Genomic DNA, 14,554 nt, shown 5'->3' with positions numbered 1-14,554 from the left:
GGTCATGCAAAACTCCGAGATCCAGCGCATCACCAACTGGCTGATCGACGGTGCGAGGTCGTCTGGGACCCCTTCCGAGATGATCGCCGAGGTCTGCGAGCATCTGGTCGCGGCCGGCCTGCCGCTGTCGCGGTTCGGTATCTTCATCCGAACGCTGCATCCGGAAATCTTCGGCCGCAATTTCATTTGGCGGGAAGGTCAGAAGGTCGAGATTGGTACTGTCGATTTCGAGATTCTGGACACGCCTGAATTCGCCAGGAGCCCGCTCCGGATCGTGTTCGAGGAGGGGCTGGAGGTCCGGGGACGGATGGACGACCCGGACAGCAAGCGGTTTCCGTTCCTCGACGACATGCGCGCCGAAGGCGTGACCGACTACCTCGCGATGCCGATGCACTATCTCGACGGCTCGATCCACGCGACGAGCTGGGTGACGCGGCAGCCCGGCGGCTTCAGCGACGACGACATCGCGGCGATCCGGACCCTTGCGGCACCGCTCGCGCGCGTCAGCGAGATCATCAGCCTGCGCCGCACCGCCGAGATGCTGCTCGACACCTATGTCGGCAACCGTGCCGGCGCGCGCATCCTCGGCGGCCAGATCCGACGCGGCCACAACGACACCATGCAGGCTGCGATCTGGCTCTCGGATCTGCGCGGTTTCACTGCGCTGTCGGACCGGCTGCCGGCCGAGACCGTGGTCGAGATCCTCAACCAGTATTTCGACTGCCAGGTCACCGCGATCCGGGGCCATGGCGGCGAGGTGCTGAAGTTCATGGGCGACGGCCTGCTCGCGGTGTTCCCGATCGACGAATATGTCGGCGATGCCGCCCATGTCTGCACCCGCGTGCTGGAGGCCGCGCGCGAATCCCGCGCCAGCGTCGAGGCGCTCGCTTTCCCGGTCGGCGACATCGTCGAGCGCTTCCGCTTCGGCGTCGCGCTGCACGTCGGCAACATCCTCTACGGCAATATCGGCGGCGGCAATCGCCTCGACTTCACCTGCATCGGCCCCGCCGTCAATCTCGCGGCAAGGCTTGAGAAGATCACGGGCAGGCTGGGGCGGACCGTCGTGGTCTCGGAAGTCTTCGCGAACGCCTGCCGCCATGACTGGCGCGAGCTCGGCGAATTTCCGATCGCAGGGTTTTCGAAGGCGCAACGCGTGTACGGGCTCGCCGAAGAGACGCCGGTGGTGATGGCCTGATGCGCGATGAGATGAAGATCATTCATCGTCGCAACATGAAGCCCTATTCCTCGGGCTCCGTCGTGAACAGCAGCGGATAGCCCTTGGCGCGGCCGGCGTCGGTGGCGCGGGTGGCCTTGGTTTCGGCGACGTCCCTGGTGAACACGGCGACCACGCAGGCGCCCAGCTTGTGCGCGGTGATCATGACCTTGTAGGCCTGATCCTCGGTCATGCGGAACTCGGCCTTGAGGATCATCGTGACGAATTCGCGTGGCGTGAAGTCGTCGTTGATCAGGATGACCTTGTGCAGCTTGGGCCGCTCGACCTTGGTCTTCGTCCTGGTTTTAGGCTTGGTAACGGTGTCGTTCATTCCGCCTCCCGGAAACGGCGGGCTCGGTTCAGCCGCGGTGCTCAGTGTGCGGTCCTCTCACCATATTGCAGGACCTGCACCTTCTCCAAGGTGATCAGGCCGCTCGACATCATGCCATCCAGGATGGGCAGGAATGCGTTGATGCTGTCCTCGCTGTCGACGATCTCGATCAGCAGCGGCAGGTCTTCCGACAGCCGCAGGATCTTCGAGGTGTGCAGCCGGCTCGACTTGCCAAACCCCATCGGGCCGCGCAGCACGGTGGCGCCCGCGAGATGCCGCTCGCGCGCCGTCATCACGATCGCTTCGTAAAGCGGCTTGCCGCCGAAATGGTCGCTCTCGCCGATGAAGATCCGGAGCGAAACAGCCTGATTGGGGATTTGCATGGTCAGCTCCTCGTCAAGCGGTTGTAGCGGCTTGCCATCATATGGCCGAGCCACACGGACACCAGCCAGCAGATGACGGATGCCGCGATATAGGCGAGTGCCGTGTATTTCATGCCGCCGTGGAACAGGCGGAAGGTCTCCAGGCTGAAGGCCGAGAAGGTGGTGTAGCCGCCGCAAAACCCGGTCATGACGAACTGCCGGTGCTCGGGCCGCGCCAGCACGCGGCCGTCGGGGCCGGTCAGCGTTGCGTAGAAGCCGATGATGAGCGATCCCGTGGCATTGATGAACAGCGTCGCGACGGGGAAGCCCGGGCCGGTGTCGAGCACGAGGGAGACGAAATAGCGCGCGAGGCCGCCAAGGACGCTGCCGAAGGAAACCCAGGCATAGAGCATCGCGCTGCGCCAGCGGTCGGTGGAGGAGGGAACGGTCATCCGCCTCTAGCCTCCAAGACCGTCAGCGATGACAAAGCCGCAACTGACGGCGGCAAGGCAAAGCCCGACCGAGAGCGCGACATTGCCGAGCGCATGCATCGGCTCGCCGTTGCGCGCGAGTGTCAGCGTCTGCAGGCTGAACGAGGACACCGTGGTGTAGCAGCCGAGGAACCCGGTCACCGCGAACAGCCATGGATTGGGCGCGGCGAAGATCGAGCCGGGATGGGTTGCCAGCGCGCCGAAAATGCCGATCAGGAAGGCGCCGGTGATGTTGATGGTCATGGTGCCCCAGGGAAAGGTCTCGCCCAGCCGCCGCGCGATCGCGCCCGAGACGAAATAGCGCGCGCAGCCGCCGAGAACGCTGCCGACCACGATTGCGATCACTCCGCTCAACACGACGAACGCTCCTCCATCATCATTTGTCCTCCGCTGCCAGACCATTGCCGACGGCGAGCAGCCCTGCGAGCGCGACCAGCGCGAAGCCGAGCCCGGCCAAAAACGTGCCCGCAGGACCGTAGGCATCCCACAGCGCGCCGGCGATCACGCTTGCGGCTAGCAAGGCCAGTCCGGTGAACAGGTTGAAATAGCCGAATGCGGTGCCGCGCAGGCTCGGCGGCGCGGCGTCGGCGACGAGGGCCGACAGCAGGCCTTGGGTCAATCCCATGTGCAGCCCCCACAGCACGACGCCGAGCGCGAGGCCCGCGAGGCTAGGCAGCAGCGCGAGCGCGAGATCGGCGCCGGCGAGGAAGACGAGGCCGAGCGCGAGCAGGCCGGTCCGGTTGATCCGGTCCGACAGCACGCCGGCCGGATAGGCCGACAGGGCATAGACCACGTTCATCAGCACCAGCACCGCCGGCACCCACATCGCCGAGAGACCGATGTTCTGCGCGCGCAGGATCAAAAAGGCCTCGCTGAAGCGCGCGAGCGTGAACACCACGCCGACCGCGACGACGCGCCAGTACACGGATCCGAGCTGCCGCATGGCGGAGGTGTTCAGCGGATTCTTCGTAGTCTCCCGGCTTGGGTCCGGCTCCGGCTCGCTCACCGCGAATGCGATCAGGCCGAAAGACAGGAAGGCCGGCAGCACCGCTACCCAGAAGACGAGGGCAAAATTATCTGCCGTCCACCACATCAGGCCGATCGCCACGAGCGGTCCGACGAATGCGCCGATGGTGTCGAGCGACTGCCGCAGGCCGAAGCTCGCGCCGCGCAGACCCGCAGGTGCAATGTCGGCGATCAGCGCATCGCGCGGTGCGCCGCGAATACCCTTGCCGACGCGGTCGATGAAGCGCGCGGCAATCAGCCAACCGACGCTGGGGGCAAGCGGGAACAGCGGTTTTGTCAGCGCGGCTAGGCCGTAGCCGAGCGCCGCGAGGAGCTTGCGCCGGCCGAGCCAGTCGGACAATGCGCCGGAGAAGATCTTCGTGATCGAGGCGGTCGCCTCCGCAATGCCCTCGATGAAGCCGACCGTGAGCGTGGAGGCCCCGAGCACGGTGACGAGATAGACCGGCAGCAGCGCGTGGATCATCTCGGAGGAGACGTCCATCAGCATCGAGACGAAGCCGAGCACCCAGATCCCCCTGGGCAGCCCCGCACGCGCAGCATTCGGTGTCGTCGTCGTCACGCCCTGACCTTCGCCTTCAGGCAACAAAAAACCCGCCATCGGCGGGTTTGTCCATGCTCCCGCCAAAGGCCGAGGCTTTGAGATTGCCCCTCCTCGAGCAGGAGTCATCAGCCCACTACGGTCACAGGCCGACGGGCGGTTGTCGGGGGACTCCATCCCCATCTGTACATCCAACCTAGCATGGAAATCGCACCGGACAAGTGGGCGGGGAAGGTCTGTCTTCGGCTCGATGCTGCTGGACGCTCCGGAATGATGGCGTGAGCGATCGCGCATGTCCCCGTGGCGCAAGCGCGGCAACACGGCGGCAGCTTTGCGTGACGTGCGCATTCCCAACTCGCGAATTCCTAACCGGAATGTGAAGCGCAAGCGATCTTCGGACTTTGCGGCAAGGCGATTGCATGTCACCATCGCGTCATACGACGGGAGACTGCGATGCGCATGCTGTTCTCGATCGGGGCTGTGCTGGTGGCCGGCGTACTCGCCGGAGGGGATGTCGCGGGCATCGCGGCACCAGGGCCCAAATTTGAACCGAGCAAGAGTTCGCCACAACGGCTAGCGGCCGATCGGGACGCGCAGACGGTCGATGTCGAGCTGGTCCTCGCGGTCGACGTCTCCTACTCCATGGACATGGACGAACTCGCGATCCAGCGCGAAGGCTATGCGCAGGCGATCCAGTCGAAGGAATTCCTCCAGGCGCTGAAGCTCGGGCCGAATGGCCGGATCGCGGTGACTTACTTCGAATGGGCCGCTTCCAGCGACCAGAAGATCATCATCCCGTGGCGGCTGGTGGACGGACCGGAGACGGCGGACGCGGTCGCCGCCGAGATCTTGAAGACGCCGATCCGGCGCGCCTCGCGCACCTCGATCTCCGGGGCGATCACGTTCGCGATGCCGTTGTTCGACGAGGATCCCTATCGCGGCTTGCGCCGCGTGATCGACATTTCCGGTGACGGCCCGAACAACAATGGCGGCCCGGTGACGGCCGCGCGCGACGCCGCGCTCGAGAAGGGCATCGTCATCAACGGCCTGCCGATCATGGTCAAGGAGCCGTCCTATTCGACCATGGATATCGACAATCTCGACTACTACTACGAGGACTGCGTTATCGGCGGTCCCGGCTCCTTCGTCATCACGATCAAGGATCGCGACAAGTTCAAGGAAGCGATCCGCACCAAGCTCCTGATGGAGGTCGCGGGCCGCATGCCGGAGCGCCCCGTGAGGCGCGTTGCCGACAAGGAGCCACGGGTCAGCTGCTTGATCGGCGAGAAAATCTGGTCGGACCGCTGGGGGCGCTGATCCGCACCACCCCGAATGAGACCTTTTGCCCTGTCCCGCCCGCGGTCGAATTTAACCACGCGTTAACTGCTGCGTGGCCCTAATCGGCCTGCTTCCCGTTGTTTCCGGATAAAGTTCTGACTTCGCCGTCCGGCGCGCGAACAGAAGCGGGTCTGTCAGACAAATCCGCCGAGCAATCCAATGGCCATCGTCACATCGAGCACCAGCCAGATTTCGCCCGCCAACGAGCGGGTGTATCACCAGAGCAGTCTGGTGGGTGACTGGAAGGGCAATTGGGCAGGCAACAACCAGGCCGTCGGCTTCAAGGTCGTGAACATCCGCGGGGCCAGGGCCCAAATCGAGTACACCCATAACGGGCACACCGAGCGCGGTATCGGCGAGGTCAATGGTGCAACGATAAGCTACGGCAACGTCACGGTCGGCACCAAGGACGGCAAGAACCTAGTGCTCCTGTTCTCCTCGGGCGTTGGCAAGCAGAGCGCGACTTTGCAGAAACAGGCGGCGCCGGGTTCCGACAGCATCCTCATGGGAAGCTGGGGCGGCTATTCCGCCGACATCGGCAAGAGTGCGAGCTTTCGCGTGCTGGCCATCAACGGCAAGGAGGCGACGGTCAGCGTCACCACCGACGGTATCACCCGCCAGGGCACCGGCTACGTCTACAGGAACGTCATCATGTTCGGGCAGTCGCAGATATCGACCGACAACGGACAAAACGGCAAGATCATCTATCAGGTCGGCTCCAAATCCTTCACCGTGCCGGTGACGAAATATCCGCCTGCGGATTCGTCGTCCTCGGTGGACAGGACGGCCTGAACGCCAGCCTCCCTGGGCGGCCGGCGGCCCCCCTCACCATTTCGGCGCCCGCTTCTCCACGAACGCCCTCAATCCCTCCTGCGCTTCGTCCGACGTCGCGACATTGCAGAAATCGTCTACTGCACTTGCGATGCTGCGCCGGTAGTCGAGATCAATCTGGCGCATGAAGGCGGCGCGGCCCATCCGCAGCACGGCGGCCGACTTGCCGGCGAATTGCGCCGCGAGCTTGATCACCTCGGTGTCGAGCTCCGCATCGGCGACGACGCGGTTGACCACGCCGAGTTCCCGCGCCTCCGCGGCGGTGAAGACGCGGCCGGTGAACAGCAGCTCGAAAGCGCGGTGGCGTCCGACGATGCGCGGCAGGTGTGCGTAGTGGATCGCGGGAATGACGCCGACGTCGATCTCGGGATAGCCGAACGTCGCGCTCTCGGCCGCCAGCACCACGTCGCAGGACACCGCCATGGTCATGCCGCCGCCGCGCGCCGCACCACCGACCGCGGCGATCGACGGTTTTCCGAGCCCGTACTGGGCGTCGTAAAGGTCGATATAGAGCGACTGGAGGAATTCGCGGATCTCGGCGCCGGATTTGCCAAGCAGGATGTCGAGGTCGAGGCCGGCCGAAAAGCGCTTGGCGATCGCGCTCGCCAGCACGACAACGCGAGCTTCCGGATCGTTCGCTGCGCGACGCAGGGCCGCGACCACCGCACGGATGACCTCGAGGCTCAGTGCATTGACGGGCGGGCGGCGCAGCGTGATGCGGGCGATGTTGCCTGCGCGTTCGTAGGCGACGGGATTGTCAGATGTCACCGGGTTCTCCATGCTTTCGGGAAACGTGCGGCATCGATCGAGGTGGTGGCCCGGTTATTTCGCGGCGAGCGGCGGCGGCGGGACGCTGTCGTTCGGTGCTTCCGCCTTGTCCGGGCGACAGCTTACGGTGCGGCTTGGGCCGTGCAAGACCTCCAGCGCGCATGCTAGACTGCGTGCAGGAGATTGCTTGCCGGATGGAGGGACCAATGACCGACGAACACCCGATGATGGCCGGCTCCGCCACCGTCTTCGTCGTGTCCGACATCACAGCCAGCCTCGCTTATTACCGCGACGTGCTCGGCTTCGAGGTCACCTTCGAATACGGTCAGCCTCCGTCCTACGCCTGCCTCTGCCGTGACGAGGTCGGCCTGCATCTGCTTGCGGCGGCGGTAACGAAGCGGTTGCCCGGGCACGGCGGCATCTGCATCTTCGTCAGGGACGTCGATCAGATCTATGCCGAACTATCGGGACGCGGCGCCAGGCTGCTCAACCGGCCGGAGGACCGTGACTATCGCATGCGCGATTTCGACGTCGTCGACGCCGACGGCAATCAGCTCACGTTCGGTATGGGAACGGACGACGCGGCCTGACATCGCCGGCCGCGCGTCCGCCATTGCATCAGATCCTGGCCTCCAGGATCAGGTTGAAGGGTGTTTCGGCGGCGCGGCGGAAGCGCGACAGGCCGCCTTCGCTGGCGACCTTGCGCAGCCTTGCCTCGCCGGCTTGGGCGCCCAGCGCGAGGCCCACCTCCTGATCGAGCGAGGCCGGCGTGCAGATCATGGTCGATGCCGCATAGTAGACCCGCCCGACCGGGTTGAGATTGTCTTCGAGGCGGTCGCCTGCGAACGGCTCGACCAGCATGCAGGTGCCGTCCTTCGCCATGGTCTTGCGCACGTGGCTGATGGCGCCGACGGGATCGCCCATGTCGTGCAGGCAATCGAAGAAGCAGACGAGATCGTAGCCCTCGGCGGGATAGGTCTTCGCCGAGTGAACCGCGAAGCTGACACGATCGCCCAGCTTCGCCTCAGTCGTCGCCTTTCGTGCGGCCGCGATCGAGCCCTCGTGATAGTCGAAGCCGTAGAAGCGGGAGTTCGGGAAGGCCTCCGCCATCAGCCGTGTCGAGACGCCGTGCCCGCAGCCGACGTCGGCGACCTTGGCACCGCGCTTCAGCTTGTCCACGACGCCTTCGAGCGCGGGCAGCCACTCCTGCACCAGATGATGCATGTAGCCGGTGCGGAAGAACCGGGCGGTGCCGCAGAACAGGCACTCGCTGCGACGATTCCAGCCGACGCCCTTGCCGGACTTGAATGCGTCCGTAATTTTCGGCTCGTCGAGGAACGCCGCGGCAATGACATTACCGACCGCGCCGAGGAAGACCGGGCTGTCATCATCGGCAAGCGCCATCGCCTGCTCCGGCAGCATCGAGAACTTGCCGGAAGCGGAGTCGTATTCGACGTAACCAGAAGCCGCCTGGCTCGCCAGCCACTCGCGGACGTAGCGTTCGTTCGTTCCGGTGGCGCTTGCGAGCTCGGCAGAGCTCATGGGTCCCTTGGCGGCGAGGGCGCGGTAGAGGCCGAGCTTGTCGCCCAGCAGGACCAGCGATGCGTTCATCGCGGCACCGACCTCGGTGATCATCTTGCCCATAAAGGCATTCAACCTGTCGGAATCGACCTCCATGACAGCCTCCATGTTGTGTCTGGCATTTTCAAAGGTCTGCGCAATTGCGTCTTGCCGGACTGCGCCGGCCGATCAGGATCGAAGCGACGGCTCGCGTTCGCGCGTCCTCTATGTGGGTCAATCCGTCGCGCAGGAGGTTCAACACGTCAGGATAACGTGATTTTGGAACTCGATGGCGCGACCACCGGCATCGCGTCACTGGTATTCGTGTGATCCCCGGCATATAATTTCCGCACTTTTTTGACGGTTACCTGAATGTCCAGCCTTGCACGTTCCTGCGGTCTCGCAACTCTCTTCGTGGTGTTCTGCCTCGGCGGAGCGCCGGCTCATGCGCAAGTCGCGCCCCTGCAATATTGGATCCCGGGCGGGCCTTTCGGCTTTGGTGGCAGCGCCGGCCAGGGCTCCGATGGCTACGGCAATTTTCCGAGCTTCAAGGGTGGCGATGCCAACGCAGGCTATGATTTTCGTCCCGGTTTCTTCGTCGGAAGCGAACGCGGCAATCTAGGCCTGGGCGGCCTCAGCCAGCCTGCGCCGGCCGGCAATTTCAACGCGCTCTCCTACGATGGCACGCAGTTCGGTTACAACTACAAGACCGCGGGCGGCATGCCCGTCACGTTCTTTGCCGGGTTCGACACGCTGAAATACAATGGCGGCATCGGCAGCTCGCTCGCCCCGCTCACCTCCAGCGCCTCGCCCGGCTACGGCGCTTTCGCGGGTGTCGAGTTCAAGCCGACCTCCAACCTCAGCCTGTCGTTCGGCGCCGGTTTCACCCAGCAGCAATCGGGACGCATGGACAGCGACATCAATTCGTCAATGCTGCCCGGCGAGTCACCGGCGTTGGGTGGCTTGCGTCGTTGAGCGGTCACGCGTCGCTTTCGCCGCCCGCTTGACGGCAGCCGCGTTGGCTTACGACAAGCCCGCCACCAGCGGGCGTTGCAGGTGCTTCGCCATCAGCTCTGCCGCTTCGGCGTAACGCCGCGTTTCCAGAACCTCGAGCAGGCGCAAATGCTCGCGCACGTGCCGCCGCATACCGTCGCGGTCGGCGAAGCTGCGATAGGCGAACAGGCGTCTGATCGAATTCACGCGCCGGAGCGATTCAAGAAAGAAGGGATTGCCGGCGCCGCGAATGATCTCCTCATGGAATTCGCAACCGGAAAGAAAGACCTCGCCGATCGTCATCTTCTCGAGCTCGCCTTCGAATACGCGCAGCTGGCGCTCGCGCAAGCGTGCAATCACCTCCTGCGGCAGCGCAAAGCTGGGCTGCGCGATTGCCGCAGGTTCGATCACCGCGCGAAACGCCATGGCCTTGGCGTGAGCTTCGGGGTTCGAGACCGTCTCCGCGAAGCGCCAGCCATAACCCGGCAGGCGTGCAATCCAGCCCTCGGCAGCGATCCGGTCAAGCAGCCGCTGCAACTCGGCCCGGCTGAGGCCATAGCGGCGCATCAGCTCCGCCTCGGTGACGTCAGCCGGCAGCCGGCTTGCGAGCACGTCGCCTGCGATGGACGTATAAACCTGTTCGCTGCGCCTGACCGCCGCGAGGGCTGGCTGGGCTGCGCCGCTGGTCGGATGCTTGGCCAGCACGAACCCGCGATGTGGCTCGCCGCGCGCGAGCCCTGCCGCTTCCAGAGCCTTGAGGCCGAGCCGGATCGGCGCGCGTGAAAGATCGAGCGCATCGGCAAGCCTTTGTTCGATCAAGCGATCGCCAGCCTTCATGCCTTCGCGTCGGGCGAGCGCCATGATCAGCCCGGCGAGGTGCTCGGCGCGCTCGGAACCGCCTTTGCTTGAAGCGGGCGGTCGGGAATTGTCGGAGGCGGTCATTGCAGTGCACGCGGATTTTGAGCTTGACAGACTGTCCCACGGATTGTTCTTTTACGCAATAATATACAATCGAACCAGGGAGAGCCTGATGGCGCATGCGCCGGATGTCCTGATTTGCGAGGTCGGCCCCCGCGATGGGCTGCAAAACCTGGACGTGTTCGTTCCCACCGAAGCCAAATGCGCGCTGATTGATACGATCGCCGCCGCCGGCGTGCGCGAGATCGACGCGGGATCCTTCGTGCCGCCGAAGGTCGTACCGCAATTCGCCGATGTCGATGCGGTGATGGCGCACGCGCTCGCGCACAGGACCGCGACCATCGGTGCACTTGTGCCGAACGTGAAGGGCGCCGAGCGCGCCATCGCCGCCGGTGTCGACGCCGTCTACTTCGTCATCTCCGCCAGCGAGACGCACAACCGCGCCAATGTGCGGCGCTCGATCGAAGAGCAGCTCGACGGGTTTCGCGCGGTCCGCGCCGCGATCGACGCCTGTCCGGCGGGCCGGCGGCCGCACCTGATGGGCGCGATCGCCACCTCCTTCGGCTGCTCGCTGGAAGGCGAGGTGAGCGAAGCGGCGGTGTGCCGGGTCGCGCGCGCCTTTGCCGAGGCCGGTGCCGACGAGATCGGGCTCGCCGACACCGTCGGCTACGCCACCCCGAAACTGGTCAGGCAGATCGTCGAAGCCGTCAGGCGTGAAGTCGGATTGCAGATGACGCTGCGGCTGCATCTGCACGACACGCTCGGTGCTGGCCTCGCCAATGCCGTCGCCGGCCTCGAAGCCGGGATCCGGCGTTTCGACGCCGCGGTATCAGGACTTGGCGGCTGTCCTTTCGCGCCTGGTGCCCGCGGCAACATCGTCACCGAGGATCTCGTGTTCATGCTGGAACGCATGGGACTTTCGACCGGCATCGACCTCGATCGGCTGATGCAAACGCGCGAGATTCTGGCCCGCCACATCCAGGCAAAACATCTGACCGGGCACCTGCACGAGGCCGGCATTCCCAAGGTGCTGCGGAGGGCGGCATGACGACGGCCGCGCCCGAGGCGGCAACGGAGCTGCGTCCGCTGGCCGGCCTTCGTGTCATCGAGTTCAGCCAGATGGTGATGGGGCCGAGCTGCGGCTTGATCCTCGCCGATCTCGGCGCCGACGTGATCAAGGTCGAGCCGCCCAAGGGCGACCGCACCCGCTATTTCAAGGGGCCCGCTGCCGGCTTCTTCGCCACCTACAGCCGCAACAAGCGCAGCATCGCGCTGGATACGTCGACCGCGGAAGGCCAGACCATCGCGCGGCGGCTGATCGAGAGCAGCGACGTCCTGATCGAGAATTTCCGACCCGGCCTGCTGAAGCGGATCAGTCTCGACTACGAGTCGGTTGCCGCTTTTGCGCCGCGCCTGATCTACTGCTCGCTCAAGGGCTATTTGCCCGGCCCGTACGAGAATCGCCTCGCGCTCGACGAGGTCGTGCAGATGATGGGCGGCCTTGCCTACATGACGGGCCTGCCGGACCGGCCGATGCGCGCCGGTGCCTCGGTCAACGACATCATGGGCGGCATGTTCGGCGTGATCGCGATCCAGGCCGCGCTGGCCGAGCGGCAGCGCACCGGGCGCGGCCGCTACATCCAGAGCGCGCTCTACGAGAACAACGTGTTCCTGATGGCGCAGGCCATGATGTGCGAGGTGGTCAGCGGCCAGCCCTCGATCCCCTATTCGATCAAGGACAGCCCCTGGCCGGTCTACGATCTCTTCGACACCAGGGACGGCTCGAAGCTGTTCGTCACCATCGTCGGTGAAGAGCAATGGGAGGCGTTCTGCCGCGCCTTCGATCGCGAATCCTGGCTTGCCGATCCGCGCTTTGCGACGAGCAACGACCGCGTCGATCATCGCGGCTGGCTGATCCCGGAGATCGCGAAGATCTTCAAGCAATGGGACAAGGCCGATCTCGCGGCACGCCTCGAGCAGCTCGATCTGCCCTACGCGCCGGTCAACAAGCCCGGCGATCTCTTCGACGACCCGCATCTGAACCAGTCGGGCGGGCTGACCAACATTCACCTGCCTGACGGCGGCGAGGCAAAAACGCCGCTGTTGCCGATCTCCATGGACGGCCGCCGGCTGCCCAACCGCTACGATCCGCCGCAGATCGGCGAGCAGACGCGCGAGATCCTGAGCGAGATCGGCATTTCGTCGAGTGAAATCGAGACGCTGCAAAAGGCAGGAACCATCCGGATTGCGCCTGGGCCGTCCTGACGAACGGATCGATCAAACAAGAATCAAGGAGGAGCACATGAACATCACCAGACGCCAGGCGCTGATCGCGGGCTCCACATTGGCCGGCGCATCGATGCTGCCCGGGCAGCTCCGCGCCGAGACCAAGCAGGTATCGCTCGCCTTCGGGCCGGTGTCGCCGGTCTACGCCATCGGCATGATTGCCGAGCTGAAGGGTTACTTCAGGGACGAAGGTCTCGACTCCAAGCTCGTCACCGGTAACGCCGGCACGTTCGGCCGTCAGACGCTGGCGGCGGGACAAGCCCTGTTCGCGCACGGCGATGCCAGCCATCCGCTCCAGCTCAGTGCGCGCGGCAAACCCTGCAAGATCCTGCTCGCGACCGAGATGGTGTGCTCCTACGCCAACATCGTGGTCCGGCAGGACCTTTACGACGGCGGTATCAATTCAGTCGAGAAGCTCGCCGAGCATAAACGGCCTGACGGCGCCAAGCCGATCGTCGCGGCCACCGCGATCGGGTCGGGCACCTGGGTGTTCGGCACCTATGTGTTCGAAACGCGCGGGCTCGGCGACAGGGTGAACTGGGTCGCCGGCGGCGGACCCAACACGATGTTCCCGTCGCTGCAGACCAAGCAGTTCGACGCCATCATGGCGCCGCCAAGCTGGATCGTCGAGGTCGAGAAGAAGGGCTTTGGCAGGACGATCTACGACACCTCCAAGCCCGGCGTATTCGAGAAGGATTTCGGCGGCACGCTGCCCGTGCTGGTGATCTACACGCTCCAGGACACGATCGAGCAGGACAAGGCGATGGTGCAGGCCTATGTGAACGCGATCCACCGCGCGATCGCTTTCGTGAAGGCGACGCCGCTCGCGGACGTACAGGCACTGGTCACGCCGAAATATTTCTCGGGCATCGACCCCGATGCAGTCAGCGCCGAGCTCGGCTTCGACAAATCGACCTGGGCCTATGACGGCGTCATCGACAAGTCCTCGTTCGAACGCGGGGCCAAGCCCTGGTACCGCAAGGGAACGGATATTCCCGAGACGAAATACGAGGATGTCGTCGACATGAGCTTCCTCCAGGCGGCGATGGCGAAATACAAATGATCGCTGCGCCAGGCCCAGGATTCGCGCTCGCGCGAGACGAGGTGGAGGAGCGAACCCGCATCGCGGTGCGAGGTCTCGCCAAGCGCTTCAACGCGTCCGGCCGCGAGTTCGTGGCGGTCGATGACGTTTCCTTCGAGGTCAAGCAAGGCGAGTTCGTCGCGCTGCTCGGTCCGTCCGGCTGCGGCAAGAGCACCATCCTCAACATGGTTGCGGGGCTATTGCCGCGCTCGGGCGGACGCATCCTGATCGATGAGGACATGGTTGAGACCGGAAAGGTCAACCGCAGGGTCGGCTATGTCTTCCAGCGCGACACGCTGTTTCCCTGGCGAACCGTGGAGCAGAACATCGGCTATGGGCTGGAGATCGCGGGGCTGCGAAAGACCGAGCGCGCCGGGCGCGTCGCTTCGGCCGTCGAGAAGGCCGGGCTCTCCGGCTTTGCACAGAGCTTCCCCAGCATGCTGTCCGGCGGCATGCGTCAGCGCGTCGCCTTGATGCGCACGCTGATCATGGAGCCCGAGATCCTGCTGATGGATGAGCCGTTCGGCGCGCTCGACACCCACACCAAACTCGAGATGCACAAGACGCTGCTGGAGATATGGGAACGCGAGCGGCAGACTGTGCTGTTCGTGACCCACGATCTCGGCGAGGCCTTGACGCTGGCGAGCCGCATCATCCTGCTCTCGGCCCGGCCCGGGAGGCTCAAGGAAGATTTCGACGTCGCCATCCCGCGGCCGCGCGATCCCGTGGACGTGCGCGAGACCGCCGAATTCGGCCGCCTCTACTCTCACATCTGGCATTCCCTCGGCGAAGAATTCCGCCGCACCAGGGCCGAATGA

17 protein-coding genes and 1 riboswitch are annotated in these 14,554 nt (G+C 64.8%); of the genes, 9 read left to right on the top strand and 8 right to left on the bottom strand.

Annotated features, from left to right (window positions below; genetic code table 11):
* Positions 1 to 4: 4 nt before the first annotated feature.
* Positions 5 to 1,195 (top strand): adenylate/guanylate cyclase domain-containing protein, encoded by a 1,191-nt coding sequence (locus AB7531_RS33805; RefSeq protein WP_063984923.1) that lies wholly within the window; start codon positions 5 to 7, stop codon positions 1,193 to 1,195.
* Positions 1,196 to 1,238: 43 nt separating this feature from the next.
* Here AB7531_RS33805 and clpS read toward each other — a convergent pair whose 3' ends face one another.
* Genes clpS through AB7531_RS33780 form a run of 5 tightly spaced genes read right to left on the bottom strand, consistent with a single transcriptional unit; the run spans position 1,239 to position 4,021 of the window.
* Positions 1,239 to 1,544: an ATP-dependent Clp protease adapter ClpS gene (clpS, locus tag AB7531_RS33800; protein WP_014497217.1), complete on the bottom strand. Its 306-nt coding sequence runs from the start codon at positions 1,542 to 1,544 to the stop codon at positions 1,239 to 1,241.
* A gap of 41 nt (positions 1,545 to 1,585) precedes the next feature.
* Positions 1,586 to 1,927: a DUF190 domain-containing protein gene (locus AB7531_RS33795; RefSeq protein WP_063984922.1), complete on the bottom strand. Its 342-nt coding sequence runs from the start codon at positions 1,925 to 1,927 to the stop codon at positions 1,586 to 1,588.
* Positions 1,928 to 1,929: 2 nt separating this feature from the next.
* Positions 1,930 to 2,358, bottom strand: coding sequence for a fluoride efflux transporter CrcB (gene crcB, locus AB7531_RS33790; RefSeq protein WP_212487035.1), 429 nt, complete (start codon positions 2,356 to 2,358; stop codon positions 1,930 to 1,932).
* Positions 2,359 to 2,364: 6 nt separating this feature from the next.
* Positions 2,365 to 2,799, bottom strand: a complete 435-nt coding sequence (gene crcB / locus AB7531_RS33785) for a fluoride efflux transporter CrcB (protein ID WP_063984920.1) — start codon at positions 2,797 to 2,799, stop codon at positions 2,365 to 2,367.
* Positions 2,774 to 4,021 (bottom strand): MFS transporter, encoded by a 1,248-nt coding sequence (locus AB7531_RS33780; RefSeq protein WP_231144376.1) that lies wholly within the window; start codon positions 4,019 to 4,021, stop codon positions 2,774 to 2,776. Before AB7531_RS33780 ends, crcB (AB7531_RS33785) begins: the two co-directional genes overlap by 26 nt.
* Before the next feature lie 52 nt (positions 4,022 to 4,073).
* Positions 4,074 to 4,151, bottom strand: a riboswitch (Fluoride riboswitch).
* Between the two features lie 263 nt (positions 4,152 to 4,414).
* Here AB7531_RS33780 and AB7531_RS33775 point away from each other — a divergent pair.
* Together AB7531_RS33775 and AB7531_RS33770 are read left to right on the top strand one after the other, a co-directional pair.
* Positions 4,415 to 5,278: a DUF1194 domain-containing protein gene (locus AB7531_RS33775; RefSeq protein WP_063984919.1), complete on the top strand. Its 864-nt coding sequence runs from the start codon at positions 4,415 to 4,417 to the stop codon at positions 5,276 to 5,278.
* A 180-nt stretch (positions 5,279 to 5,458) separates the two neighbouring features.
* Entirely contained in the window at positions 5,459 to 6,091 is a 633-nt protein-coding gene (locus tag AB7531_RS33770; RefSeq protein ID WP_063984918.1) for a hypothetical protein, read from the top strand.
* A gap of 33 nt (positions 6,092 to 6,124) precedes the next feature.
* On the opposite strand, the gene AB7531_RS33765 is transcribed toward AB7531_RS33770, so the two are convergent.
* Positions 6,125 to 6,898 carry an enoyl-CoA hydratase/isomerase family protein gene (locus tag AB7531_RS33765; protein WP_063986593.1) on the bottom strand — a complete coding sequence of 258 codons (774 nt, stop codon included), beginning with the start codon at positions 6,896 to 6,898 and terminating at the stop codon, positions 6,125 to 6,127.
* Between the two features lie 206 nt (positions 6,899 to 7,104).
* Between AB7531_RS33765 and AB7531_RS33760 the strand changes: the two genes are divergently transcribed.
* Complete coding sequence (locus AB7531_RS33760; RefSeq protein WP_063984917.1) at positions 7,105 to 7,488, top strand: bleomycin resistance protein; 384 nt, start codon at positions 7,105 to 7,107, stop codon at positions 7,486 to 7,488.
* Between the two features lie 28 nt (positions 7,489 to 7,516).
* Here AB7531_RS33760 and AB7531_RS33755 read toward each other — a convergent pair whose 3' ends face one another.
* Complete coding sequence (locus AB7531_RS33755) at positions 7,517 to 8,575, bottom strand: class I SAM-dependent methyltransferase (protein WP_063986592.1); 1,059 nt, start codon at positions 8,573 to 8,575, stop codon at positions 7,517 to 7,519.
* A gap of 255 nt (positions 8,576 to 8,830) precedes the next feature.
* Between AB7531_RS33755 and AB7531_RS33750 the strand changes: the two genes are divergently transcribed.
* Positions 8,831 to 9,433 carry a hypothetical protein gene (locus AB7531_RS33750; protein WP_063984916.1) on the top strand — a complete coding sequence of 201 codons (603 nt, stop codon included), beginning with the start codon at positions 8,831 to 8,833 and terminating at the stop codon, positions 9,431 to 9,433.
* A 48-nt stretch (positions 9,434 to 9,481) separates the two neighbouring features.
* Here AB7531_RS33750 and AB7531_RS33745 read toward each other — a convergent pair whose 3' ends face one another.
* Complete coding sequence (locus AB7531_RS33745) at positions 9,482 to 10,312, bottom strand: GntR family transcriptional regulator (RefSeq protein ID WP_063986591.1); 831 nt, start codon at positions 10,310 to 10,312, stop codon at positions 9,482 to 9,484.
* On the opposite strand from AB7531_RS33745, the gene AB7531_RS33740 reads away from it, so the two are divergent.
* Genes AB7531_RS33740 through AB7531_RS33725 form a run of 4 tightly spaced genes read left to right on the top strand, consistent with a single transcriptional unit; the run spans position 10,311 to position 14,554 of the window.
* The gene (locus AB7531_RS33740) at positions 10,311 to 11,417 is read left to right on the top strand and encodes a hydroxymethylglutaryl-CoA lyase (protein WP_245328466.1); all 1,107 of its coding nucleotides are present in this window, start codon (positions 10,311 to 10,313) and stop codon (positions 11,415 to 11,417) included. The genes AB7531_RS33745 and AB7531_RS33740 overlap by 2 nt on opposite strands.
* On the top strand, positions 11,414 to 12,634 hold the full coding sequence (locus AB7531_RS33735; RefSeq protein ID WP_063984914.1) for a CaiB/BaiF CoA transferase family protein: 1,221 nt from the start codon (positions 11,414 to 11,416) through the stop codon (positions 12,632 to 12,634). The genes AB7531_RS33740 and AB7531_RS33735 overlap by 4 nt, the downstream gene beginning before the upstream one ends.
* Positions 12,635 to 12,671: 37 nt before the next feature.
* On the top strand, positions 12,672 to 13,718 hold the full coding sequence (locus AB7531_RS33730) for an ABC transporter substrate-binding protein (RefSeq protein WP_063986590.1): 1,047 nt from the start codon (positions 12,672 to 12,674) through the stop codon (positions 13,716 to 13,718).
* Positions 13,715 to 14,554: an ABC transporter ATP-binding protein gene (locus AB7531_RS33725; protein ID WP_084795245.1), complete on the top strand. Its 840-nt coding sequence runs from the start codon at positions 13,715 to 13,717 to the stop codon at positions 14,552 to 14,554. Before AB7531_RS33730 ends, AB7531_RS33725 begins: the two co-directional genes overlap by 4 nt.

The organism is Bradyrhizobium sp. 63_E2_N1_3, from assembly GCF_052076005.1.
Lineage (GTDB): Bacteria > Pseudomonadota > Alphaproteobacteria > Rhizobiales > Xanthobacteraceae > Bradyrhizobium > Bradyrhizobium barranii.
The sequence above is the reverse complement of the archived record's forward strand: the minus strand, read 5'-3'. Positions and strand labels throughout refer to the sequence as shown.

Excerpts from the sequence above, each read along its gene's own strand:
- AB7531_RS33725 (WP_084795245.1), top strand. The coding sequence starts at position 13,715 with ATGATCGCTGCGCCAGGCCCAGGATTCGCGCTCGCGCGAGACGAGGTG.
- crcB (WP_063984920.1), bottom strand. The coding sequence starts at position 2,799 with ATGGTCTGGCAGCGGAGGACAAATGATGATGGAGGAGCGTTCGTCGTG.
- crcB (WP_212487035.1), bottom strand. The coding sequence starts at position 2,358 with ATGACCGTTCCCTCCTCCACCGACCGCTGGCGCAGCGCGATGCTCTAT.
- AB7531_RS33740 (WP_245328466.1), top strand. The coding sequence starts at position 10,311 with ATGATCAGCCCGGCGAGGTGCTCGGCGCGCTCGGAACCGCCTTTGCTT.
- AB7531_RS33805 (WP_063984923.1), top strand. The coding sequence starts at position 5 with ATGCAAAACTCCGAGATCCAGCGCATCACCAACTGGCTGATCGACGGT.
- AB7531_RS33755 (WP_063986592.1), bottom strand. The coding sequence starts at position 8,575 with ATGGAGGTCGATTCCGACAGGTTGAATGCCTTTATGGGCAAGATGATC.
- clpS (WP_014497217.1), bottom strand. The coding sequence starts at position 1,544 with ATGAACGACACCGTTACCAAGCCTAAAACCAGGACGAAGACCAAGGTC.
- AB7531_RS33795 (WP_063984922.1), bottom strand. The coding sequence starts at position 1,927 with ATGCAAATCCCCAATCAGGCTGTTTCGCTCCGGATCTTCATCGGCGAG.
- AB7531_RS33730 (WP_063986590.1), top strand. The coding sequence starts at position 12,672 with ATGAACATCACCAGACGCCAGGCGCTGATCGCGGGCTCCACATTGGCC.
- AB7531_RS33770 (WP_063984918.1), top strand. The coding sequence starts at position 5,459 with ATGGCCATCGTCACATCGAGCACCAGCCAGATTTCGCCCGCCAACGAG.
- AB7531_RS33750 (WP_063984916.1), top strand. The coding sequence starts at position 8,831 with ATGTCCAGCCTTGCACGTTCCTGCGGTCTCGCAACTCTCTTCGTGGTG.
- AB7531_RS33745 (WP_063986591.1), bottom strand. The coding sequence starts at position 10,312 with ATGGCGCTCGCCCGACGCGAAGGCATGAAGGCTGGCGATCGCTTGATC.
- AB7531_RS33760 (WP_063984917.1), top strand. The coding sequence starts at position 7,105 with ATGACCGACGAACACCCGATGATGGCCGGCTCCGCCACCGTCTTCGTC.
- AB7531_RS33735 (WP_063984914.1), top strand. The coding sequence starts at position 11,414 with ATGACGACGGCCGCGCCCGAGGCGGCAACGGAGCTGCGTCCGCTGGCC.
- AB7531_RS33780 (WP_231144376.1), bottom strand. The coding sequence starts at position 4,021 with ATGGCGGGTTTTTTGTTGCCTGAAGGCGAAGGTCAGGGCGTGACGACG.
- AB7531_RS33775 (WP_063984919.1), top strand. The coding sequence starts at position 4,415 with ATGCGCATGCTGTTCTCGATCGGGGCTGTGCTGGTGGCCGGCGTACTC.